General features: G+C 53.5%; 18 protein-coding genes and 1 pseudogene. 8 read left to right on the forward strand and 11 right to left on the reverse strand.

The window, feature by feature from the left end; translation table 11 throughout:
* Window positions 1–806 precede the first annotated feature (806 nt).
* On the forward strand, window positions 807–1,919 hold the full coding sequence (locus AABA21_RS26295) for an ABC transporter ATP-binding protein (RefSeq protein ID WP_338254799.1): 1,113 nt from the start codon (window positions 807–809) through the stop codon (window positions 1,917–1,919).
* A 130-nt stretch (window positions 1,920–2,049) separates the two neighbouring features.
* On the opposite strand, the gene AABA21_RS26300 is transcribed toward AABA21_RS26295, so the two are convergent.
* From AABA21_RS26300 to AABA21_RS26320, 5 genes are all read right to left on the reverse strand, one after another.
* Window positions 2,050–4,437, reverse strand: a complete 2,388-nt coding sequence (locus AABA21_RS26300) for a 3-hydroxyacyl-CoA dehydrogenase/enoyl-CoA hydratase family protein (protein ID WP_338254800.1) — start codon at window positions 4,435–4,437, stop codon at window positions 2,050–2,052.
* Between the two features lie 2 nt (window positions 4,438–4,439).
* Entirely contained in the window at window positions 4,440–5,642 is a 1,203-nt protein-coding gene (locus AABA21_RS26305; RefSeq protein ID WP_338254801.1) for a thiolase family protein, read from the reverse strand.
* 94 nt (window positions 5,643–5,736) lie between these two features.
* Window positions 5,737–6,150 carry a MaoC family dehydratase gene (locus tag AABA21_RS26310; protein WP_338254804.1) on the reverse strand — a complete coding sequence of 138 codons (414 nt, stop codon included), beginning with the start codon at window positions 6,148–6,150 and terminating at the stop codon, window positions 5,737–5,739.
* Window positions 6,151–6,353: 203 nt separating this feature from the next.
* Complete coding sequence (locus AABA21_RS26315) at window positions 6,354–8,147, reverse strand: acyl-CoA dehydrogenase family protein (protein WP_338254805.1); 1,794 nt, start codon at window positions 8,145–8,147, stop codon at window positions 6,354–6,356.
* Between the two features lie 128 nt (window positions 8,148–8,275).
* A complete protein-coding gene (locus AABA21_RS26320; protein WP_338254806.1) occupies window positions 8,276–10,039 on the reverse strand; it encodes a long-chain-fatty-acid--CoA ligase in 1,764 nt (587 codons plus the stop codon).
* A 192-nt stretch (window positions 10,040–10,231) separates the two neighbouring features.
* Here AABA21_RS26320 and AABA21_RS26325 point away from each other — a divergent pair, with 192 nt between their 5' ends.
* The gene (locus AABA21_RS26325) at window positions 10,232–11,035 is read left to right on the forward strand and encodes a helix-turn-helix domain-containing protein (RefSeq protein ID WP_338254807.1); all 804 of its coding nucleotides are present in this window, start codon (window positions 10,232–10,234) and stop codon (window positions 11,033–11,035) included.
* Window positions 11,036–11,070: 35 nt separating this feature from the next.
* On the opposite strand, the gene AABA21_RS26330 is transcribed toward AABA21_RS26325, so the two are convergent.
* The gene (locus tag AABA21_RS26330) at window positions 11,071–11,685 is read right to left on the reverse strand and encodes a PadR family transcriptional regulator (protein ID WP_338254808.1); all 615 of its coding nucleotides are present in this window, start codon (window positions 11,683–11,685) and stop codon (window positions 11,071–11,073) included.
* A gap of 688 nt (window positions 11,686–12,373) precedes the next feature.
* Between AABA21_RS26330 and AABA21_RS26335 the strand changes: the two genes are divergently transcribed.
* The gene (locus AABA21_RS26335; RefSeq protein WP_338254810.1) at window positions 12,374–13,177 is read left to right on the forward strand and encodes a hypothetical protein; all 804 of its coding nucleotides are present in this window, start codon (window positions 12,374–12,376) and stop codon (window positions 13,175–13,177) included.
* A gap of 117 nt (window positions 13,178–13,294) precedes the next feature.
* Here AABA21_RS26335 and AABA21_RS26340 read toward each other — a convergent pair whose 3' ends face one another.
* Entirely contained in the window at window positions 13,295–13,540 is a 246-nt protein-coding gene (locus tag AABA21_RS26340) for a PLDc N-terminal domain-containing protein (RefSeq protein ID WP_338254812.1), read from the reverse strand.
* A 294-nt stretch (window positions 13,541–13,834) separates the two neighbouring features.
* On the opposite strand from AABA21_RS26340, the gene AABA21_RS26345 reads away from it, so the two are divergent.
* The gene (locus AABA21_RS26345; protein ID WP_338254813.1) at window positions 13,835–15,058 is read left to right on the forward strand and encodes an FHA domain-containing protein; all 1,224 of its coding nucleotides are present in this window, start codon (window positions 13,835–13,837) and stop codon (window positions 15,056–15,058) included.
* A 12-nt stretch (window positions 15,059–15,070) separates the two neighbouring features.
* Here AABA21_RS26345 and AABA21_RS26350 read toward each other — a convergent pair whose 3' ends face one another.
* On the reverse strand, window positions 15,071–15,817 hold the full coding sequence (locus tag AABA21_RS26350) for an MBL fold metallo-hydrolase (RefSeq protein WP_338254816.1): 747 nt from the start codon (window positions 15,815–15,817) through the stop codon (window positions 15,071–15,073).
* A 324-nt stretch (window positions 15,818–16,141) separates the two neighbouring features.
* Here AABA21_RS26350 and AABA21_RS26355 point away from each other — a divergent pair.
* Together AABA21_RS26355 and AABA21_RS26360 are read left to right on the forward strand one after the other, a co-directional pair.
* Window positions 16,142–16,435: pseudogene (locus tag AABA21_RS26355) on the forward strand (zinc-ribbon domain containing protein); the annotation flags it as partial.
* A gap of 316 nt (window positions 16,436–16,751) precedes the next feature.
* Window positions 16,752–17,993: a 3-oxoacyl-ACP synthase III family protein gene (locus tag AABA21_RS26360; RefSeq protein WP_338254817.1), complete on the forward strand. Its 1,242-nt coding sequence runs from the start codon at window positions 16,752–16,754 to the stop codon at window positions 17,991–17,993.
* A gap of 73 nt (window positions 17,994–18,066) precedes the next feature.
* Here the strand turns inward: AABA21_RS26360 and AABA21_RS26365 are convergent, their stop codons facing one another.
* Window positions 18,067–18,948: a GNAT family N-acetyltransferase gene (locus AABA21_RS26365; protein ID WP_338254818.1), complete on the reverse strand. Its 882-nt coding sequence runs from the start codon at window positions 18,946–18,948 to the stop codon at window positions 18,067–18,069.
* Between the two features lie 242 nt (window positions 18,949–19,190).
* Between AABA21_RS26365 and AABA21_RS26370 the strand changes: the two genes are divergently transcribed.
* A complete protein-coding gene (locus AABA21_RS26370; RefSeq protein WP_338254819.1) occupies window positions 19,191–20,024 on the forward strand; it encodes a phosphatase PAP2 family protein in 834 nt (277 codons plus the stop codon).
* A gap of 112 nt (window positions 20,025–20,136) precedes the next feature.
* On the opposite strand, the gene AABA21_RS26375 is transcribed toward AABA21_RS26370, so the two are convergent.
* On the reverse strand, window positions 20,137–21,060 hold the full coding sequence (locus AABA21_RS26375) for a hypothetical protein (protein WP_338254820.1): 924 nt from the start codon (window positions 21,058–21,060) through the stop codon (window positions 20,137–20,139).
* A gap of 261 nt (window positions 21,061–21,321) precedes the next feature.
* On the opposite strand from AABA21_RS26375, the gene AABA21_RS26380 reads away from it, so the two are divergent.
* Window positions 21,322–21,819 carry a PaaI family thioesterase gene (locus AABA21_RS26380; RefSeq protein WP_338254821.1) on the forward strand — a complete coding sequence of 166 codons (498 nt, stop codon included), beginning with the start codon at window positions 21,322–21,324 and terminating at the stop codon, window positions 21,817–21,819.
* Between the two features lie 464 nt (window positions 21,820–22,283).
* On the opposite strand, the gene ftsH is transcribed toward AABA21_RS26380, so the two are convergent.
* Window positions 22,284–24,317 carry an ATP-dependent zinc metalloprotease FtsH gene (gene ftsH / locus AABA21_RS26385; protein ID WP_338254822.1) on the reverse strand — a complete coding sequence of 678 codons (2,034 nt, stop codon included), beginning with the start codon at window positions 24,315–24,317 and terminating at the stop codon, window positions 22,284–22,286.
* Between the last annotated feature and the right edge of the window lie 168 nt (window positions 24,318–24,485).

The raw sequence follows: 24,485 nt of genomic DNA on the forward strand, positions 1-24,485 counted from the left end.
TCCCGTTCCTTCCTAACCCTGAACCCATGGGTAGCGTATCTTTATGTTGAGCCCCGTACAACAGACTTACGCGCGATGTAAATACATTGTACATCGTTTGTAAGAACAACATTAACAATGCACATCACTAGTATGCATGAAGATGTGCTTTCTTGTCTAGTGGTGCAATGCTAATAATTACGTAAAATATGACCATCTTTATATAATTTTCACGCCGTACAGCTTTACAATTACAATGTTACGACGTACCATAATGCTCCCCAGGCTCAATGATGTGATTTTTTTGTGTAACATGTAAATTCCCTGTTACACCCGAAAATGCAAAAAAATGTTAAAGGGTACTTAGTACTTTTGTAACGACTAGAAAATGGCCCCGCCTGTGTAGCCGCTAAAGATTTCCATCTACTGCTTTATGGTATTGTTTTTAATACTTTCTTTATGTCCCTCCTTACTAACATAGACTGAAATATGCAGCTTGCTTAAAAAAGGAAAAAAGAAGGGGATAGGTGCTGGTGTGGAGGCCAGGCCCGGCGCGGCCTCCACACCAGCACCTATCCCCTTCTTTTTATAATTTGTATATCGATGCTCTTCACTTTCAACAAAAGTTATGGTATACTCTTGCTTAACGTCTACTAAGCAAGAGTTTCTACAATTCTGCATGCGGATGTATAGACGTTAAGAAGCCACATTGACTCCCCTCTGATATGATATCAGATGCAATGTTGGCACTAAGCAAATGCTTCTCTATATAATGTGAGGGGTAACAGGAATGGACCTGTTACGGAAGCGAAAAGGAGTAGTCCTTCATGGCACAAGTGCGTTTTAACCACGTTTATAAGACTTTCAACAAAGTGGAAGTCGTGCACGACATTAGCCTCGACGTCGAAGACAAAGAGTTCCTCGTACTCGTTGGTCCTTCTGGTTGTGGAAAAAGTACCTGCCTGCGTATGATCGCTGGCCTGGAAGAGCCAACTGATGGCGAAATTTATATCGGCGATCGCATCGTAAACGGTGTAGACCCTAAAGATCGCGATATCGCTATGGTGTTCCAGAACTACGCGTTGTATCCCCATATGACTGTATTTGATAACATGGCTTTCGGTTTGAAGCTGCGTCACTTCCCCAAAAATGAGATTAAGAAGCGTGTGGAAGATGCGGCCGAGATTCTTGGATTGCAGCAGCTGCTCAAGCGTAAGCCAAAAGAGCTGTCTGGTGGACAGCGTCAACGTGTGGCTCTGGGTCGTGCAATCGTCCGTGAAGCGCAAGTCTTCCTGATGGACGAGCCCCTTTCCAACCTGGATGCTAAACTGCGCGTTGCTACACGTGCTGAGATCATTAAGCTGCACCAGCGTATCCAGACGACAATGATTTATGTGACCCACGACCAGGTTGAAGCCATGACGATGGGTGACCGCATTGCCGTTCTCAATGGTGGCGTGATCCAGCAGCTGGGTTCCCCACAAGAGCTGTATGATCATCCCGCGAACATGTTCGTGGCAGGCTTCATCGGTTCGCCCGCGATGAACTTCATCCCCGAGGCGAAGGTCTCCACCGAGGGTAACGCTACAGCGGTTGTGCTGGAAGGCATTGGCCGTGTTGCTGTTCCTCAGATCTACGCCGAGCGCGCTCGTGCCGCCGCTGGTCGCAACCTCACATTTGGTATTCGCCCGGTTCACCTGGAGGATGCTTCCCTGGTGAGCGAGGGAAACAAAGCGATACAGTCGTCCCTCGACGCTTCTGTAGACGTGGTTGAGAACCTTGGTAACGAGCTGCAGGTATATCTCACCACCGGTGGTAAAAACATTGTCGCTACCCTTGACCCACGTGCCCGCGTAGCCGCTGGCAACAAAGTGCGTCTGTACGTTGATAGCGATCAGATTCATCTGTTTGACTCCGATACCGGCGAGTCGATTTTCTAAGCCATATCTTACCTCCATGCTGTGTGAGGAGTAACATTGTCATGGAGGGTCAAAGCAGAAAAAGAGGTGGGGCAAAATGCGTGCTCGGCACACATTTTGCCCCACCTCTTTTTCTGCTTTGATGAAATTGTTAGTTGCGCAGGGGTTTGCCGGATTGCAGGATGGATTGCATGCGATCCTGGGTTTTCTCCATGCCGCAGAGGCTGAGGAAGGCCTCGCGTTCGAGGTCCAGGACGTATTGTTCGCTGACGGGCGTTACCGGCGAGCAATCGCCTCCTGTAAGGACCCTGGCTAGGTGGCTGCCGATGACGGCATCGTGCTCGCTAATCTTGCCGGTCAGCAGCATGCCCTCGATCTGCTGTTCGAGGACCAGGCGCGCTCCCGTACCGGGTAGCAGTAGCATCGGTGGCTGCGGTGTTTGCCAGGCGCCCGCCTCTTTGGCGTCCGCCAGCTTGATGGCATCGGCTTTGGCATCGCGCAGGAGTATATCGCGATTGACTGTGATGGCATCCGTCTTGCGCAGGAAGCGTAGCTCCTGAGCCTCGGTAGCGCTGGTCGAGACGGTCGCCACGGCGATGATCTCAAAGGCGCGGCGTGCGGGCGTAAAGGGTCCGCTGGATTTGCCGGGTTTCTGGCTCTCAGCGTTGGCGCCGTGACGCAGCAGGAACTCCTTACAGCCGCCTCCCGCCGGGATGAGTCCCACACCTACTTCGACGAGGCCGATGTATGTCTCGGCCAGGGCGCGTGTATGGTGGGCATGCATGATCATCTCGCAGCCCCCACCCAGCGCGCGTCCTGTTGGAGCCGCGACCACCGGTATTGGGCTGTACTTCAAGAGCTGGTGTGCCTGCTGGAGTCCGATGATGGCGGTATCCAGCATATCCCAGGCCCCCTGTCGCGCTCCCATCAAGACCAGGAACAGGTTAGCGCCGGCTGAGAAGTCGGGTGCTTCGTTGCCGATAACCAGGCCGCGGAACTGCTTTGAACCCTCATTGACGGCGTAATGAATCATCTCGACGATCCCCTCGTCGATCGAGTTCATCTTGGTATGGAACTCCAGGCAGGCAATGCCATCACCGAGGTCGATCAGCGAGGCCGAGCCGTTGTCGCGTACCACGGCCGAGCCGGCTTTGAGCGTGCTGAGAGAGATCACGCCCTGAGCGCCTGGGACCGGCTGATAGGTTCCGGTCTGGTAGTCGAAGTAGTGTTTCTGACCATCCTCCACGCGATAGAATGTGCCCTGTCCCTGGTTGCGTACCTGCTGCACCAGAGGTGGTAGCTCACGCTGCTCAAAGACCTTATCCAGCAGCGCCTGGTCCGCGAGCAGTACATCCCAGGTCTCAAAGCTGCCCAGGTCAAAATTAAAGCCCCAGCGCATCGCATTATCGATATCCACGATGTTCTCCGCGATCTCGTGGGCGCGATTGGCGGCATAGATCAAGGCATCGGCGGTCGTCTCGCGGGCCAACTGGCTGGCGCGATCGTCACCATTTAAGACGGTGCTGATCTTCTGCTCAGGAGTCTCCATGTTGCGCGCCCGACCAATCGAGTCGAAGCGATGTTTGGGTTGTGGCTCGTAGTCCAGGGTTTTCAGATTTAGCTCCAGGATGGTTGAGGAGCCATCTGGATTTTTGATGCGTTTATAGAAGCCCTGGCCGCTCTTCTCACCCAGCCAGCCGTGATTGATGATCTCCTGTACCACCCCGGGAATCTGGAATGTTTCACGTTGCTCATCCTCGGGCGCGTTTTGATACAGGTTATTGGCCACGTGCATCACGGTGTCCAGGCCGGACAGATCGGCGGTGCGGAAGACAGCCGACTTCGGGCGTCCCATATTGGTGCCAAGGATGGTATCGACCTCGCTGACCGTATAGTCCTCGGCGATGGCGTGATGAATGGTCGAGAGAAAGCCGTAGATGCCGATACGATTGGCTATGAAGTTAGGAGTGTCTTTGCAGATCACAACGCCTTTGCCGAGGATCTCAGTGCCAAACTGGCGCATAAACGGCAGTAGCTCGGGATCGGTATCTGGAGTGGGTACCAGTTCCAGCAGGCGCATGTAGCGTACTGGATTAAAGAAGTGCGTGATCATGAAGTGGCGGCGGAAATTCTCCGAGCGTCCCTCAACCAGTAAGTGGGCGGGTAGGCCCGACGTGTTCGAGGTAATAATCGTCTCGGGCCGCGCCACCTGTTCTATTTTGCTGTAGAGCGATTGCTTGATATCGGGCCGCTCGATGACGGCCTCGATGATCCAATCGACCTCGGCCAGCTTCGGCAGATCATCCTCAATATTGCCGATGCTTACCAGGCCGGCGCCGCGTTTACTATAAAAGGATGCCGGCTTGCTCTTGAGCGTCTTTTCCAGTCCTGTGCGGGCGATAACGTTGCGATCCTTCGCGTCGGCTGGCACGATGTCCAGCAGCAGGCTTGGGATGCCCACGTTGGCCAGGTGGGCCGCGATGGCGGCACCCATCACGCCAGCCCCGATCACAGCGGCTTTACGAATAGCATATGGCATGGCTACGATATCCTCTCAATCAATGTGGCCAGGCCCTGACCCCCACCGACACAGAGCGTGGCGATACCCAGCGTTTTATCCTTTGTCTGCAGATCATTGAGCAGCGTCGCGATCAGGCGGGCGCCACTACATCCCAGGGGATGACCCAGGGCGATGGCACCACCATGCGGATTCAACTTCTCCTCGTCGATACCCAGCGTGCGCACCACCGCCAGGCTCTGGGCCGCGAAAGCCTCGTTCAGCTCAATGATGTCGATATCGCTTAGTTGAAGATTGGCGCGTGAGAGCAGCTTGCGCACAGCGGGTATGGGACCGATGCCCATGACGTCTGGTCGCACACCGGCTACCGCCATCGTGCGGATACGAGCCAGGGGCGTAATGCCCAGGTCGCGGGCGCGTTCGGCCGACATCAGCACCACGGCGGCGGCGCCATCATTCAAGGGACTAGAGTTGCCGGCAGTGACGCTACCGCCCTTGATGAAGGCGGGCTCCAGGCTGGCCAGCTTCTCCAGCGATGTATCGCGGCGTGGACCCTCGTCGATCTCAAGCGTTTTGCCATTGGACAGTGGCACCGGCACGATCTCGTTGCGGAAGATCCCCTTATCGGTCGCGGCGAGAGCACGCTGATGGCTGCGGAAGGCGAACGCATCCTGATCCTGCCGGCTGATATTGTATTCGCGGGCCACGTTTTCGGCGGTAATACCCATTGGCAAATAGCTGGAATAGCCGTACTCCAGTTCACAGGGAGGGAAGGCGGACTGCTTCTGCTGATCTTTCTCGTCGCGCGGCTTCACCAGGCGTGGATTGTAGCTGGGATTGAAGCCACCCATAGGCACGCGCGACATGCTTTCGACGCCGCCTGCGATCACGACATCACCCAGTCCCAGCATAATATTCTGGGCGGCCATATTGACGGCCTGCAGACTGGAGGCGCAGAAGCGATTCACGGTCACCCCACCGGCGGTCTCGGGCAGTCCAGCTAGCGCGCCCACCAGGCGTGCCAGGTTCATCCCCTGCTCACCCTCTGGAAAGGCACAGCCCAGGATCACATCCTCGATTAAAGAGCGGTCGAGCTGTTGAACCCGCTCAACGGCCGCCTTGACCGCCAGCGCGGCCAGGTCATCGGCCCGGACCTCTTTCAGGGCACCCTTGTTGGCACGCCCGATCGGGGTGCGCACAGCACTAACAATAACGGCTTCTGCCATGATGTTTTGCTCCTTCGCATAATGCACATACAAAAGCTGGCGCTTAATGTATGAAATAAGTTTTCGAATGTAGAACTTCTATTTTCTACCAGGTTTAATGGAGGCCAACAGATAGGAGTTGGGGTTCGCGGATAAAACCGGCGGTATGGCCCGTTAAAACCACCTTGCCCTGTTGATTGCGGCAAAAGACGGCCGCGCTCATCTTCAGGCGGTTCTCGCTCTTTTCAAGCTGCGTGATCGTGACCTCGCAGCGCACGGTATCGCCCACGAAGACAGGTCGTACAAACTCAAAAGACATATCGTGCGCGATAAAATTGAGGTCTCCACCGATCTTGGTAGGCAGCGTGGCTGTCAGCAATCCATGGACCATGACGCGGCCCTGCTCGTCCGGTAGGATATGGTGGTTGCCCATATCGCCGGATATTCTTCCAAAGAGGCGCACATCCTCATCGGTGAACGTCCTCTCCCAGTTTTGTGTATCACCAACTTGCATCATCTGTTTCCTCATCAGGGTATGTTTCTCCTCCATATCGCCCGCTACGCGGGCGATATGGAGGATCGGGGGCTGTGCCCCCGAGCCCCAGTCAAGGGGCTCGCCGCCCCCTGCATCCCCGCTCTTTCATCAATTGAAGGCTTCATGGGTATGAGAGAAGTATCTACAAAGACTGAAGCGTTGTTTTTTTTCGCTGACTGTCTGCTCTATGGTATCCCTTAGAGCGGATAGCCCTGTTTCTCAACTACCAGAGCGGCGATCTCACGCTGCACCTGTACCGCGTTGAGCATGTAGTCGCCCACATACGTCCGCACGCGACTGAGCACCTTGGCGGCCCGCTTCTCATCCACATACGTCTGGATCAGCTGATCCAGGTTCGCGCGGAGGCGGCTCAGTGCCGTCCACGAAGCCAGCTGCGCAAGTTTAATGTGGGTACCGCTATTTTCAGCGCCCTGCTTCGTCACTTTCGCGGCGCGCGCCAGGGCGCTATCGGCGGCATACAGATCGATCATCAGGTTGGCCAGGTATTCAATAAACTCCTGCTCCTCGGCCAGAGCCTGGGGATTCTGCATATACTTGAGCGCGATCTGCATAGTGGCGTAGATAGTGGCATCTTTGGCGCGCTCAAGCGCGTCGGCTGCCTCGCGCAGATCCACCGGCATCTCTTCACCAACGCTGGCCGGAAGCTGGTCGCTCTTCATGCGCGCCTCGATCTCGGCATATTTGGTCATCAGATCGATCTTGCCGGCCAGGGCGCGGCGGAACAGCGTCGTCACAGCCACCATGCGGTTGATCTCATTGGTGCCCTCGAAGATGCGCTGGATGCGGGCATCGCGATAGGCCTTCTCAATGGGATACTCATGCATAAAGCCATAGCCACCGAAGATCTGCACACCCTCATCAACCACCATCGCCAGCACCTCGCTGCCATGGACCTTGGCGATCGAAGCCTCGATGGCGTATTCCTCGATGGACTTAAAGACGGTCTCGGTATCTGCGCCCGCGCTCTTCTGAGCCTGGGCGATATTGCTGGCCGTACGGAAGACCTCGCTCTCCGCCGCGTACGTCTCGGCCGCCATGCGCGCCAGCTTCTTCTTGATCATGCCAAACTCATGCAGGAACTTACCAAAGGCTTTGCGCTCGGTCGTATAGGTTGCGGCCAGATTCAGGGCGGAGCGTGACCCACCAACGCTACCGGCACCCAGCTTCAGACGGCCGATATTGAGAATGTTGAATGCAATTTTATAGCCCTTGTGAATTTCGCCCAGCAGATTCTCGACCGGCACCTTCACATCTTCCAGGATCACCTGGCGCGTCGAAGAGCCCTTGATGCCCATCTTATTCTCTTCAGGTCCGGTGGAGATGCCCGGCCAATCAGCCTCCACGATAAAGGCCGAAGGACGCTCATTGCCGATGCGCGCGAAGACCACAAATAGATTGGCGAAGCCGGCATTGGAGATCCACTGCTTGGTGCCGTTAAGGATATAATATTTCCCGTCCTCTGACAGGGCCGCCCGTGTGCTCAGCCCCATGGCATCCGATCCAACGCCAGGTTCGGTCAGGGCATAGGCGGAGATCCACTCACCGGAGGCCAGTTTGGGAAGATACTTTTCTTTTTGCGCCTCGGTGCCGTAGTACACTATTGGTAGCGTACCGATAGTGGTATGGGCGCCAAAGGCTACGCTGAACGAAGCTTCGCGCAGCTGTGACGCGACCAGGGCGCTGGTCAGCAGACCCAGTTCAGCGCCGCCGTATTGCTCGGGCACATCGATCATCAAGAGACCCTGCTCTCCGGCCTGCTTCACCAGGCCGGGCATCACGCCAGGCTCCTGCTTATCGATCGCTTCCACCTTTGGCAGAACCTCGCGGGTCACAAAGGTTTCCGCGGACTCCTCGATCCAGCGCTGCTCATCATCGCGCTCTTCCAGTGTAAATATTTTGGCAGCAGTCTCATTGACGGATGTCGTAAGAAATGCTGTACCCGGCTCGGTCGGTTTCATGGTCGTCGACATATTGGAATCTCCTTCGAGTTTGTTGGCTATTACGAAGTGGCAAGGCGTACAGCGTCAGCGAATTTGCCGGTGTATCTACCACACCGAGCAAACCAGCGAACGCGTGTACACCAATGAAGCCAAAGGCGCTACAATAACTTGCGCAGTTCCCTGCGTAACACTTTGCCCACCAATGATTTCGGCAAATTATCACGGAACTCTATCCGTTTGGGTACTTTATAGGCGGTCAATTTTTGTTTGCAGAAGGCAACGATATCCTGTTCCAGTTCAGCTGACGGTTTAAATTCCGGCTTGAGCACGATAAATGCCGCCACCGTCTCGCCACGATACGAATCTGGAATGCCGGCAACGGCTACCTCCGCGATGGCCGGATGGTGGTAGAGCACCTCTTCAACCTCGCGTGGATAGACATTAAAGCCGCTGGCGATGATCATATCTTTGGCGCGCTCAACAACGTAAAAATAGCCATCTTCATCCATCTTGCCGATATCGCCGGTGCGCATCCAGCCATTGACAAAGATAGCTTTGGTCTCCTCATCGCGCTGCCAGTAGCCCTGCATAATATTGGGTCCTTTGACCACTATCTCGCCGATCTCGCCCACAGGTAGAGGCTCACCGGTTGCGCGATCAAGGATCGCCGCCTCGACCCCCGGCAGTGGCAGGCCAATACTCCCATTGCGCGACTTATCCGAGAGCGGATTGCAGTGGGTGACGGGCGCGGCCTCGCTCAGGCCATAGCCCTCGACCAGCTTGCCGCCAGTGATCGCCTCGAAGTCCGACTGAATCTTGGCCGGCAAGGCGGACGCGCCACTGATACAGTACTTGATCGACTGCAGATATTCGGGATGTTTGCCAGCCTCCTTCATAATGGCGACATACATGGTGGGGATACCGGGAAACATCGTAGGGTGATACTGATGGATGGCATCAAGGACATCTTTGGCCTTAAACTGTGGCAGCAAAACCATCGTAGCGGCGGCCAGAATAGACAGGTTCATGCCCACGCTCAGTCCATACGCATGGAAGAACGGCGCGACACAGAGCGAGGTCTCCTTCGCATCCTGTGCCCTGGGCACCCAATAGCGAGTTTGCATCGCGTTGGCGAGCAGATTACGATGGGTCAGCATGGCGCCCTTGGAAAGTCCGGTGGTACCACCGGTGTACTGCAATACTGCCAGATCATCGGGTTGCACATGGATCGGCAGATTGAACAGTTCGATCCCCCCTTTAGCATGAGACTGCAGCATCGGCTGCATCCTATGCAAGGTGGGGTCGCCTTCCAATTCTTTTTTTGTCAGAGGGGGTTGTGGCAATTTCGCATTTCTCTGACTCAGTGGATAAAGCTTTTGTAGCAGCGGTGGCAGGAAATCGGCCGGACTGGTCACAATCACATGTTCTAGCGCCGTCTGGTTGCGAACATTACGTATAATAGGATAATACATATCCAGCACGACCAGAACTTTAGCACCCGAGTCCGCGAGTTGATGCTGCATCTCGCGTTCAGTGTACAGAGGATTGGTAGGTACGGCCACGGCCCCGGCGCGCAGGGCGCCGTAGAAAGCAATGGGGAACTGAGGAATATTAGGGAGCGCAATGGCGACGCGATCCCCTTTTTGCACTCCTAAGCGCTGCAGCTCAATCGCGAAACGATTGGCCTGATTGGAGAACTGAGCGTAGGTAATCCTGTTTCCATAATAAATGAAAGCGGCCTGATTGGGATAGCGTTTTGCCGCATTATCCAACAACGAAGTGAGAGGTCGCTCAGGTATATCAAGGTGTGTGGGGACACCATGGTCGTAGTGGCGGAACCAGGGATAAGAAGGTGTGTCCTGCGCTCGTTCGGCGGAGTGCTGTCCTGCTTGTGTGTTGTGTATTAACGACGGATCAGACATACGGTAATAGCTCCTCTCCATAGGGGCATCCGGTATGGGATACCTGGGCGACAACTCTGTCGCTACCTACAAGCAACAACCCACTGATCCAATTATAGGGTACCCGGATAAAGTTGACCATGTTGCCAGCTAACAATTTTTACGTCATAATGTGCAGATAGCTAACGAAATGTACCTGTTGAGGATATAGGGATGCTTGAAGACTCACGAGAACTTTCAACGTTTGCTCAGTTGGTAACGCAATATCGCTTGCGGCGCGGCATTTCGCAGGGACAGCTTGCCCAGGCCACGCGATTATCACGAACATATGTGTATCACCTGGAAACGGGGCAGCGCGCCAACCCTTCCCCGCAAGTAGTACAAAATATCGCCCGCGTACTGGAGTTATCGACCGAGGACAGATTATATTTTTTTGAGGCTTATCGGCAGCAAACGGGTCAGTTTGTGGATGTTGATCAGCTAGAGAGCACACTGCTGGATTTAGGGGACCTGGCGCACCTGCTGGTGCACAACACATCGTATCCGGCGCACTCGCTCGATCACCTATGGTTTCTCCATTCCTGGAACAAGGCGGCCATCTATTTATTTGAGACGCAGGAGATGCTGGAGACGCATGAGCATATTCATCTGCTGGGGCTGGTGTTTGATCCTGAGATGCGCAAGCGCTTTCATGGCTGGGAGAATCTGGCCCGGCGCCTGGTGGGGGACTTCCTCTACAATACGCGCACCCTGACGCACCTGGCCGAATACAAAGCTCTGATTAAAACCCTGCGCGAATATCCAGAATACCGGCGCATCGCCTCCTCGGTCTATGCGCGCAGCAAGCCCGCGCCATCATTTGTATTTCAGATCCAGCACAGCGAACTGGGACGGCTCACCCTGCGTACCGCAACCACGGTCTTTACCAATCTCTCTACCTATTCCATGGTCAGTTATGTACCAGGTGATCAGCAGACGCTGGACATCTATCGCAACCACGGCTGGCAGCCTGGATAGCGCTGACAGGTGCTATCCAGGGTCACCTACAGGATTTAGGAGGGGGGAGTATTGAGACGCTGCTCCAGCCGCGCGATAGCATTTTCGGTTACCTCTAAGCCAGCTTTGAGGACCGCCTCTTTATACTCGCGTACCAGTAGTTGATATTCAAGCAGGTGTGGACGACGAACGGGCCGTGAACCATACTCGCGACGCGCCCAATCCATATGCGCCAGTTGCTTAAGCAGGCTTTCACGGTGGCTACGCAGGTGGACCAGGGCCACCTCATCGCTGGTTTCGCCGCAAAAGAAGAGCTTGGCCAGGAACTCGTCCTTGGTGAAGCGTTCCGGTACATCCTCCTGCAGCCAGTGCGACAACTCCTCCTCACCGGCCCGCGTCAGGCGATACACTTTACGGTTAGGTCGACTGGTTTGAACGATGATCTCGGCATCGATCAAGCCGGCCTTGTGCAGATTTTTCAGCGTCGTGTAGATCTGGCTATTGCCAGCATTCCAATAGCTGGCGATGGCGCGCTCAAATGTCTGCTTGATGTCGTAGCCGCTCATGGGACGCGCCCATAACAGGCCCAGCATGATGTAGCGCAATGTGTTGCGCGTGAGCCCTTCGCTTGTCTCGTTCCCCTCGGTCAATGTCTCTAGTTGTTCACGCATGGAATACTTCTCTCATCAGATAAGGCCAAATATATTGCTGTGCATTATAGCATCTTCTCATCACATAGTCATGCTGAAGGGTGGGGGTAGTTGATATGCGCGGTGCGCCGCGCATATCAACTACCTTGACAGGTGGGGGTTTTTGGGGGAGGTGCGCGCCCCCGCACGCGCGTCCGCTGCGCGGCCGCATTAATAATTTATTGAGGCAATGAAACAAAAAAATGGCGCGCCAAGCGCCATTTTTTTGTTTCATTGCCTCAATAAATTATATGGGGATGTGGCAGGGGAGAAACTGTGAGGATGTGGCAGGGGGAAATGCAGGGTTTTTCGAGGGTTGTGATTGATGGGCGTGGTATTGTAAGTGGGTGGGGAACTGAGTCGTGACCGGTGTTAAAGCTGTTGTATATGTAGAGGGTTATTGAGACGTGTCAGACATTGATTGAGATTGCGCCTGACTCTCATGATCATCGCCTGCGGCATGCCTGGGCTTTCGCGCCAGCGGTGCTCACGAGTCCGTTTGGTGTTAGTGCCTGGGCTGCGCATCTGCGCAGCCCAGGCACTAACACCAAAAACCAGCGCGGCCGCGTAGCGGACGCGCGTGTGGGCTATCACGCGCGACAGCACGATGACGGGAGTCAGACACCTCTGAGAGGGCCTTCGAGAGAATATAAAGGGGAAAGTAGTCACTATGGCTGAAGCAGAACAGACTGTTGTCGTTGGAGTTTTCAAGGATCGTAAAGCTGTTATTCAGGCGATGGATGCTTTGATTAAGGCTGGCTTTAAAGAGGATCAGCTGGGTTTCGTGGCACGTACATCCGAGGAGCATGTGGACCAGGCAAAACATCATGTTGAGCATGGACATGGTCCGAAGGCTATCGCTCGTGGCGTTATCGGTGGTATCCTGGGGGCCGCCGATATCTTGCTGGTTCCGTTTATTGGTCCGGCGGATGCGTCAAATGCGCTGGCGACGGTGCTGCCCATTACGGAAGAGGCCATTGATAAGCTGCCCTATCCGGGTTCAAAAGATGATAAGGTGGTGGTAGAGCGGCCCGATGAAGCTTTCCGCACTGATACGCCAGTTAGCGAGTCCCAGAGCGACATTGTAGAGCCGGCTCAGCAGGAAGCTACGGCGGAGGAACAGGAGAGAGAACAGGAACATGAGCAGGCGGAGCAGCGTAAGAGCGTTGTGGCCGGTGGCGTGGTAGGAGGAGCTCTGGGAGCGGCGGCGGCGGCTCTGTTTTTGCCGGGTATTGGTCCGATCGTGGCCGGAGGTATCGTGGCGGCCGCGCTGGGCGGTGGCGCCGTTGGTAGCGTTGCTGGTAGCTTTCTGGGTACTCTGACGGATATGGGAATTCCTCATGAGCATGCCAGGCAGTACGCTCAGGATGTCAAAGAGGGGCGTACCATTTTGACAGTGAAAGATGGAGCACGGGCTGGTGAGGCCAGCGAGATCCTGCGCCAACAGGGTGCGCAGAACGTCCAGATTCACTAGCAGTTAAAGGCCGATGTTTATACACCTGTCTCAAAATTGATATGTACCCAATACCAGCAAGCGCCTATGCAGGCGCTTGCTGGTATTGGGTACATATCAAATTAAAGTTCATGTTGATCAAGGAAGATTATATGGTTGTCCCTGGCGAATTCGTGGTTGGCGGCGCATAAAGAAGTAAATGATGGCACCTACCAGATGTGTAAAGAGGATAACCAGCACCCAGATGATCTTGTCATTGCTGTCAGGTCGCTCATATTTTATGCAGTCGATAATCATCCAGATCCAGAAAACGGAGCCTAGCAGGACTACTATGCCGATCGAGCAATAGATAGCCAGGATAATGAGCATTGCAATCGAACCCATAAAACTTCAAATCCTTTTGTAATTCATATATGTGTGCTTGCTTGTGGATCAAAACCTTGTGCTTATAAAGACGCCTTACAGGAGAAAATATCCAATACAATCTCCCCCCACAAGTCCCATTGATTTGCCCGTCCTGATACAAAATGATATCATTGTTCGAAAGTAACCTCCAATTAGCGCAGGGAGGAATGAACGACGAACGCATTAACTTTTTCGCCTTTATTTAACGTGATAAGCTATGGGGGCCTGTTGTGTTGTGTGCTGGCTATTATGTTCAGTGCAGGCTATAGGTTTATGTGCCATCGAGGTACCAATTATCAGTTCACCATCGCCGTTGCCGCGTGTTTGTGTTCCGCTTCATTATTGCTGCCCGTTTTTATCTGGTATCATTTCCGTTTTAGTGGCCCTCATATCCATTTATTAAACGTAGTGGAGAGCTGGGGGGTGATGGTCTATGCGCTGATCTGTGGCTGGATCAATCCTATTGTCGCGGCAGTGTTGCATTGGTTTGTTTCACGTGCACAGCAGTCAGACGCGATCGCTTCAGATTCCGTGGTTCAGTCAGAGCCGGTGAGGGCCGTGACCAGCGTACCGGCGGGGTTACCCCATTATCAGAAAGGGGTAGAGGCGCCCTTTGTCTTCCGTGAAGATGTTACGTGGGGATGGCTCGAATATAGAAACGGTAACTTCCAGGGGCAGAAGTTGGCCTTGAAGCGTATGGTGGCCTCGCTGGGGCGTGAAGAGGACTGTGATATCTGGCTCGACGACGAGATGGCTTCCCGCCACCATGCCGAGCTGGCCTGGCACGAAGGTCAGGCCTATTTGACTGACTGCGGTAGTCTAAATGGTATTTTCCTCAATGGTCAGCAAGTACAGGGCAGTGTTCCACTTTCCTCACAGGACTGCATAGAGATTGGTCACCAGCAATTTGGCTTCATCCTCGCCGAACAGAAAGAGCTACAGGCCGACCAGTACGATCCTCTAGTTAATCATACCTGGCGTTCTACTTTTGATTTACAGGCCGATGGAGATACCAGCAGCCCGCTCCCTGCCGCTGTCGTCGCCAGCCAGAAGGCGGTTCTTCAGGATGAGACAGATATCTTTTCCGCGTCCCATCCAGTTGCTGATGGCGGCTACTTGCTGATTAAAAATGGTGAACGCATGGGACAACGTCTCTCGCTAGATGGGAAAGAGATAACCATCGGGCGCAGCCTGGAATGTATGATCATGCTGAACGATGTATCGGTAGAGCAGGTACACGTGCAGATCTACGAACAGGCGGGCGAGTTCTACCTGCGCGACATGGCCGGGCGCAACGACACCTTTGTCAATGAAGAGGTTGTTAGTGAGGTTCGTAAGCTGAATGTGGGAGACACCATCAGGGCAGGCACCATCAGCATGGAATTTGGGAGGGCGGCGCGTCTGCGCAATACGACTATGCCGCCGATTCCGATAGCCAGGGCAACCAACGGAAGACTCGTGCCCTTGCACCTGCCCAGCCGTACGAAACCTCAATAGAGATTGTGGACGCTACCATTCCACATCTATATTTGTCAGCGGATGCAAAGCCAGTATTGGCCGACCATGACCGGGATAGAGATAGTGCACCTGTAAGCTGCGCAAGACGCGCAGTGTCTCATTCAACTGGCGACGATTGGCGCTGCCACGCAATAGCGGAGCTCCCCCTTGAATAGTAATCACGGTATCCCCACACAAGAGCTCCTGGCTAAAAGGATTATACAGGCAAAGACTATCTGGAGTATGGCCTGGGCTAGAAATAACGCGCCACTCGGGATGTCCGAGTAGTCCCTCCACATCTTCCAACCAGATATCCACCAGTTTATATTGCCGTTCATACACAGGAGGGAAAAGATCCACATGTTGTAGAGGTCCGGTTAAGATATGTTCGGCCAGGTGAGCAATCGACGAGCTATGCAATTCACCACGCTGCTGCAATATCAGATTACGTGCCACAGCGGAAGCCGCGACGGGCGCGTCACAGATTCTACGCAGCATCTCCACTCCCGACGTATGATCTGGATGAAGATGGGTCAGTACAATGAGATCGATCTGTTGGAGTTGGCGATGCAAAAAATGCTGCAGGTAGGACTGCAACTGCCGCACGTTAAGCTCGGTACCGGGGTCCACCACTACCATCCTTTCTTCATTGATCAGGTAGGTATTGGCCATCGAAAAACGATCAGTAATAGTATGGACCCGGCGTGCGTGCAGCATACGCTCTCTGTCTGATGAATAGTCAGCGTAGTCAGAGTTCAAGGTATTCCTCCGGCACCCACAATTAGAAATATAATTATATCCTAGCATTGCGGTCAAGGATATACTGCATTTTTGTAATGAATATGTTACAATGAAAAAAGTGGTTAGGGAAAAATCCCGTTTGGTCTGTAAATCCGGCCCCCGGCTCCCGTTCCGTCTTCCGGTCGCATAGGAATCACAACCTGACAACCACCAGGAGATGTATGTTGTATTTCTATGTATGGAAGAAAAGATACACACTCCTGTAATATATACCGCTGCGCTACAGTATACGTTGTATAAGATGGAACGTGTGTAACCGAAGAAGGGGATGTATTACCCATGATGTTTAACGAGGGCTATCGGGATCGTGTGCTTGTTTGCCGTGATTGTGGGAATGAATTTACGTTTACTGCGGGTGAACAAGAATTTTACGCTAGCAAAGGTTTGGTCAATTCTCCATCCCGTTGCCCATCTTGCCGCGCAGCACGCCGAGGTGGTCAGCAATCCGGTGCTCCACGCGCCCCACGTGAGCAGCACGAAGCCGTATGCGCCGCCTGTGGGCGCACCACGACCGTACCCTTTATTCCGCGCGAAGATCGACCAGTATATTGTAGTGATTGTTTCCAGTCTCAGCGCGCCTCACAGCCCCGCCGAGATAACTATCGCAGCTATAGCAGCAGCAGCTACAGCGGTGACCGCGACCGGCGTGACCGTCGCGATCGTTGGTAATTGAATATCTCCCCACTTACTGTATTTGTAATCGAAACCGGGTGCCGGTTGGTACCTGGTTTCTTTGTGTGGAAGCCGAGGCGAGCTCGGCACCTATGAAAGGGAGAGGTGGGGGTGTGGCTTACTTTTGGGCGTGGTTTTGTTTTCATTTACGCACGATATGGTATACTAAGTGGGAATTTACCGGCTCATATCATCCTCACTACTGGAGGTTCTATATTTGATGACACGCACCGATGCTGGCCAGTGGCCACATTACTCATTTGTTATACCGCATATTTTTACGCAAGCTAAAGTGCGACTGGTGGGTCTCGGTACTTATGTCCCCAAAGGCGTGATTACCAATGACTTTTTTGCCTATATTTCGACACGCCTTGGGAGTCCCCGCCGTGCGGAAGACCTGGAGCGCGTGACGGGTCTGGAGACCCGCCATGTACGTGCCAGCACACTGGCATTGTGCCGTGAAATGGCCGGCGCGGACGCACCCGGCCTGATTGAGGACGAAACCGCCCCACAGGAAGAGTCGATGGTGGATATGGCGGTAAAGGCGGCCGAACGGGCCCTGGCCAGCGCTGGTCTAAAGGCCACCGATATTGACACGGTTGTTGGTATCTCATCCTCTGACAACGATGCTTTTCCGACGATCGCGGGCATGGTCACGCATCGCCTGGGTCTGGGCCCTTTACGCTCAACCATGCTCAAAGGTGCCTGTGCCTGTCAGACAGAAGGCTTCCAGGTCGCGTCTGAAATCCTGGCCGCCAGCACAGCCAAACGCGTTTTGATGGTAGCGTCCGAGGCCCTCTTGCCCAACATCATGCATGTATTAGACTGGAAGACGAGTTCTCTCTTTGGTGAAGGGGCGGCCGCCTTTATTATCGAGCGCAGCGATGAAGATACCTATGTCATCAATGGCTCCGATGCCCGGCAAGGGCCAGCTCTTCTCTACCAGGCGCCGCTGCGTAAAGATGCTGTGGCGATGGCCGAGGTGGATATGAAGATTCGCCAGCTCTATAACGAGGGCCGGGGTGATGAGCTCAACCAGATCCTCTCGCAGTATATGGTCGGCTATACCAAGATGAACGGCAAAGAGGTATATCGCGAGGCGCCCCGGGCCATGGCTGAGTGTGTCGATGCCCTGTGCCGTCACGCCAATCTTAAGCCGGAAGATCTGGCGTATATCATCCCGCACCAGGCGAACTCGCGCATCACGAACCGCATGGGCGAACTGCTTATTCGTGAGTTTGGATGGCCCGAAGTGACGATGGGCAAGCTGGTCGACAACTTCCGCTATTACGGCAACCTCTCAAATGCCAGTATCGCTCTGGCCATGGCTGAACTGCTGCGGCAGGGGAAGCTGAACGACGGTCAATGGCTGGCTTTACCCGCGGTTGGTGGTGGACTGAACTATGGCTGCTGGCTGCTGCGTTTCCACGGCCTGAAAAATCCCAAGGCAGTGCTTGAATAGAGCATAAACATCATCAAAAAGGGTCAGGATTGGCACCACATGGTGCCAATCCTGACCCTTTTTGATGATGCGTCTATACCAGGCCACGTTCATAGGTATAGAATATAGCGTGGTCGGCCTCATACTCGACGCCATCAAAGGCGTCGTGGATTAGCAGGGTTTCGGGTGCATATACGCGCACCTGTTCTAGCTGCAGTTCCGAGAGGCGGCGGCGTAGATCATAGGCGATAAAGCTGATGGCCTCAATAGTCGTGCCGTCCAGATAACCAACCGAGAGGCGTTGCTGCTGATATTCTTGCCGGGGCTCCGCGATCGCCAGCCCGTCCAACCGCTCCCAGCGCTGCAGCAGATAGATCTGCTGCTTATTGATCTTCTCCTCAAGGAGCTCGGCCGTAATCGGAAGCGCCTGAAATTTTACATAATAAAGGCCACCCACCAGAGGGAAGATATTGGAAGCATTCAAATAATCAATGATCATATCCAGGTCTTCTGGCGTAGCCAGCCGGATCGGTTGTTGAGGGGCGCGAGGGAGTGAGGTAAAGGGGTGGGCTGTATAGAGAGAAAAATCGCCCACCCGGCGCATGTGCATGCTTTCCGCCAACTCAATTGAGGCCACGTTACGCGAATCGGTCGCCAGGCGGATGGTGGTGGCGTTCCGGCGCATCGCCTCAACCATCGCGGCCTCGTTCAAGGCTCGCGCCAGACCCTGGCGGCGATAATCTGGATGAACCCGTAAGCCCTCTAACCACGATTCCGTCTCTGTGAGCATCTGTATATGCACCACCCCGGCTAGCTCTCGATCTACCGTCGCCACCAGTAGTTGTCCCGCAGGATCCTCCATCCATTCATCCCAGACGCGCTCGATATAATCTCCCCAATCCCATGTATTGGCACAAAATGCCAGCACAGGTTCGCGATCACCAGCCTGCGCCGGCCGAATTTCTATCTGTGACATTAAAGCTCCCCAATGATTTATCGATGTCGTGCAACACATCATTATAATATTTTATATACCCTTTGTATGATAGCACTCCTGACGGCGAGTTTTGAAGATAGCGATGGGTGATAAACAGCCGGCTGATTCAGAAACCATTCGGTTGAGTCTTGCGTAATCAAAGTATCCAGAATGATTATATTCCTTAAGGAATAGATACGTATGTATTATATAAATGGACTAATGAGCGCGAGGTGGAAGATATGAAGCAGGAGAAGCCCGTTAACGAGCAGCTACAAGAGAATATGCAAGAGACGGTGGAAAAGGTTCAGCAAGAAGTAACCGAGAGCCGTTCGCCGTGGTACATGGTGTCGCGTCGGGCCCAATTTCTGATCGCAGCCTATTTGATTATTTTTGCCGCTTTTTCATTGCTGGCCTGGTTTGTGCATGTTCATCCTATTCTGTCTGTCGATGTGACGATTACAAAGGAGTTTCAGGAAAACAAAAACCCTATTCTGAATGTATTGATGGTCGCGGTAAGTTACCTCGGCAACCAGCCAATAATTTTCTTTGCCCTCATTGCGTTGACCGCCGTGGCGTTCTGGCTAGTGAGGTTGCGCCTGGAAGCCCTCTTTATCATTGGCCTCTCGATAGTTTCTACAATTCTGAATATTCTGCTGAAATATATCATTAACCGGCCGCGTCCAACCGCTAACCTGGTAGACGTTTTTCAGCAAGCGAAAGGGCAGAGCTTTCCTAGCGGTCACGTCATGTCGTATGTAGCCTTCTGGGGATTAATTTTCTCGCTGGGGTTAATTTTGTTTAGAAGGGATCGCTGGTGGAATTTTGTGCTGCTGATTGTGCCCGCCTTCTTCGTAGTGATGGTTGGTCCCTCGCGCATCTACCTGGGAGATCACTGGGCCAGTGATGTACTGGGCGGCTACATGTTTGGTGGATTGTTGCTGGGGTTGGCGCTCTGGCTCTACATGTTTTTGAAGGGCCGTGGCGTACTAACCCCACTGTTGCGCAATCCAAAGCAGCATCTGTTTGGGCGCCGTTCCTCCTCTCACGACTCTCATCGTCCCGCGAGCTCATAAGGGTAACTCATAAGTGTAGATAGCATACAAGCATTGTCAAAGATGAAAAGAAGCCGCGACCCCGTCAGTTTTAAGGCGGGGTTGCGGCTTTGTCTGGCATACGGTATGGAAATTAAAGATTGGTAGATGACGTATCTTCAGATTTGTCCTGTGCCTCATCTTTCTCCCCCGCCTGCTGGCTGTCTGACGCATGGAGATTGTGCGCAGCAGGATGGCGAGGGGAGGTATCTGAGTGATCGTCAGAACCCTCCTGGTTGAGCTCTTCCATTGAGGGCTGGGTATGTTTTTCCACTACCGTGGGCTCATTTTTAGCCTCTTCCTCGACCGCTTCCGCTATCTCTTCGCGTATCAGCGGGGGTGGCCAGGAATGCTCATCCTTTGTCTCGACGGGCATGCTCCCTTCACCGGATTGAATGGTGACATTTTCAGCTGAAGGGCTGGTGGAAGATTCGGCTGTATCGGCCTGATCCTGGTGCTGGGTTTCAGCAGTGGCAGGGATATGATGTGCCTCGGATAGATAATCATTTGACTGGCCAGGCTGCTGATCCGTGCTTGTGGTCGCGTCGGAGATCTCATTTCCTCCTTCAGCCGGTTCTAAGGAAGAGAGATGAAACGCCTCGACCTCTGTATCGTCTTGATATGAGTCGCCTGAATCGATGGCCTGGATGTTATCTGCAGGAGGAGCGAACTGCTCTACCTTTCCGGCCTCAGCACCCTTAGATAGCTTGTTCGCTTTGTTCTTTTTGTTGGCCTTATTATTTTTGCTGGCCTTGTCGCTTTTGCCTGCCGTATCGGGTGTGTAGGGCATTGAGGTCTGGAGGTGAGATAGCTCACCTTCAAGGTTGTGGAGACGCTCATTGCGCGTTTTTAAATTATCCTGTGCCTTATGGATTTTCTTCTCGACTTTTTGCACATCTTTTTTCGCCTGCTCAACTTTGAGCATCAGTTTCGCTTCTTTTTTTGCTAGCTTCTTGCGTTTCTTTAGGGAATCATCCTGAGGAGCTGCTGGTGCATCTGGAATTTGTGTCTTTGCCATGGTGTTATCCTTCTCTAGCTACAATGCTTGAACTGCAATAGAAGATATGCTCTATGCGTTGTATTGGGCACGAACACAAGCTCGCTCTCGCTTCACTCTTATCCTTAAACGTAGGACTTTTGATGCGCTTATGGGTAGAGTTTGAGAGACCCTGGATTTATCGGTTCATGAGGTGAAGTTACATTTTATAAGTATACAACATTGCCTGCTAAAAATGAGGTATGCTTTTGTGATAGACTCAGAAGAGCTTTAGAAGGAGGAATGCAAGTTTCAGATATGGATGTTAATGATACGACGGATTATCAACGTTGTTTTGCCTGTGGACAGAATAATCCTTCCGGTCTGCATATGACATTTCACATTGAAGGCGATACGGTGGTCTCTGATTTCCGACCTCGTGAGGAGCACCAGGGTTTTCCGGGAGTGATCCATGGTGGTATTATCGCCACCGTCATGGACGAAGCATTAAATCGCGCTTCTGTGCTGGCCGATAAGCCAACCTGGACCATGACGGGACGTTTAGATGTACGCTATCGGCGCTACGTCCCTTATGGTCCCTTGCTGCGGGTGCGAGCCTCTTTAAGTTCGCAGCGTGGCCGCATGGTGCAGGCCAGCGGAAAGCTCACCCTGGCAGACAATGAGAGCATGGTGCTGGCGGAAGCGCAGGGGACGTTCATGGCCCTGACGCCAGAGATGCTAGATACCGTCATGCAGGATTATCCGGGCATGCGGGCTTTTTTTGAGGGCGAACAGGAGTAGATCAGGCAATCAAGGCACATAGCTATCTTTTTTTTCATGCCTATGTGCCTTTTATATAGATTTTATGCATATCCAACCGCGATCAGTGCAATTACTGCTGTTATGACACTTTTGCGACATCTGCAAAATATATTTCAGATATTTCCTCTGTATGATCATATCAATACATATATTTTGTAATATTGATGTGCAGTGAGTAATTTATCGTTGCAGCATGGATCTGATGTTTTTGATGCGAGTCCCCGATGTGGCCGTGAGGATCATCCGGGCATCGTTAGGCATTACCAGCCTCATCTATGCTGGAAGCTTCGTGGTGTACTATCCCATTGCTTTGATTAACTATTTCAGGCGTATGCGTATGGCTACGGTATAGTAGTGGTAGCACATAAGGGAAAAAGAGGAGTGACCTCGCTCGTCCTGTAACTGACGAGCGGGGCCACTCCTCTTTTTTTATCAATGCGGCATTACTGGATCTCTGGTGGAACCACCGGCTCGCTGGGAGGAGGTGGGGGAGCCAGAGCCGTCACAGCCTGCTGTCCTACCTGGTATTGAGACTGCGCGATCGGGGCGCCGGTCTCCTCCATAATAGCGTGCAGCTGTTTCACATCGATGGTCTCGTATCGGCGTAGATCCTGGGCGATACGATCCAGGGTCGCGCGATACGTCGTCAGCAGATTGACCGCCTCCTCGTAGGAGGTACGTACGATGCGATCTACTTCCTCATCGATGACCTGTGCCGTCTCTTCACTATAATCGGTTGGCGCGCCAGTATCGCCGCCGCCCGAGAACGGATTTTCGCGTTCGCTAAACGAAACTGTGCCCAGGCGATCACTCATGCCCCAGCGGGTCACCATCTGTCGCGCGATTTGTGTTACGCGCTGCAGATCGTTTTCCGCGCCGGTGGTAACCCGATTAAAGATCACCTTCTCGGCGGCACGGCCACCCAGGGCGGTCACGATACGCGCCAGCAGATACTCCTTCGAGTAGTTGTAGCGATCATCCAGAGGCGTATACATGGTCACGCCCAGCGCCTGTCCACGCGGCACGATTGTCACCTTGGTCACCGGATCGGTTCCCTCCAGCAGGAGGCCGGTCAGGGCATGACCGCCTTCATGGTAGGCGGTAACGTTCAGATCATCATCGCTGAGCACCAGGGGACGCTCGGCGCCCAACAGGATCTTGTCCAGCGCTTCGTCGAAGCAGCGCTGATCCACATTGTCGCGGTTGCGACGGGCCGCCAGCAGGGCCGCCTCATTCACGAGGTTGGCCAGGTCGGCACCTACCATACCGGTGGTAGAGCGAGCCACTGTTACCAGATTGACGTCGCTGGACAGCGGAACCTTGCGGCTATGGATTTTCAGGATCGCCAGGCGACCATTCCAGTCAGGACGATCGACGGTCACGCGACGGTCGAAGCGACCGGGACGCAGCAGCGCCTGGTCAAGACCATCGGGCCGGTTCGTAGCGGCGATGACCACCACAGCCTGACGGGCATCGAAGCCATCCATCTCCACCAGCAGCTGGTTCAGGGTCTGCTCACGCTCATCATTGGTATTGATGCTGGAACCACGCTGACGACCGACGGCATCGATCTCATCGATAAAGATGATGCTTGGAGAAGCTTTCTTAGCCTGCTCGAACAGGTCACGCACGCGACTGGCACCAACACCGACTAGCACCTCAACGAACTCGGAGCCCGACATCGAGAAGAACGGCACACCGGCTTCACCGGCCACGGCGCGCGCCAACAGGGTTTTACCGGTTCCGGGAGGGCCCACCAGCAACACGCCACGCGGGATTTTACCACCCAGGCGCTGGAACTTCTGAGGCGTCTTCAGGAACTCAACCACTTCCTGCAGCTCGTATTTAGACTCATCGACACCGGCGACATCCGCGAATGTCGTGCTCGGGCGATCTTCCAGGATTACTTTCGCGCGGCTCTTGCCGAAGCTAAAGATACCTTGCTGGCCCTGGGATGACCGGCGTGTAAAGAAGAAGAAGAGCGCGATCAAGCCGATCCACGGCAGGATATTGATCGCCAGGCTGAGCCAGATCGAATTATCTTGTGGCGGTTGATACTTAAAGGTCACATTATGGTTATAGAGCAACTGCGACAACTGCGGGTCGCTGTTGGGCAGCTGGTAGGTATGAAACTGTTTATTATCTTTTACCGGCTGCTGAAATGTACCAACGATATCCGAGGACCCAATAATAGTCACGTCCTTGACGTTGTTGGCTTGAATTTGATTAATGAAATCGGTGTACGACAACTCTTGACGTTGTGTGTTGCTACCGGTTCCAAAGTTATTGCTGAAGATACTATATATGTACAAGGCAAGCATAATACCAACAAGGGCGAGCAGCCACTTATTGAGACTATTCGATGGTCGTTGCTGAGGCGTTTGCCCGTTCGGTCGACCTGTAGGGCCAGGACGCGTTTGCTGTTGCCTATCGTTGCCGTTTTGTAGCCAGTACACATTCTCCGGCGGTTTTTCCATTGCAAATTACCTGCTTTCTTGGCCCTTGACATGCAATACCACTGTAGTTTGTATGCATAAGGAGAATACTATAGGCCTTTTTTGGTAACACCCCATATTATATCTCACTGCTAGCGGAAATGCATCACTTAGCATTGTTTTGCATTCAGCCGCCGCCACGAACGACGG

The sequence above is a fragment of the Dictyobacter halimunensis genome (assembly GCF_036245075.1).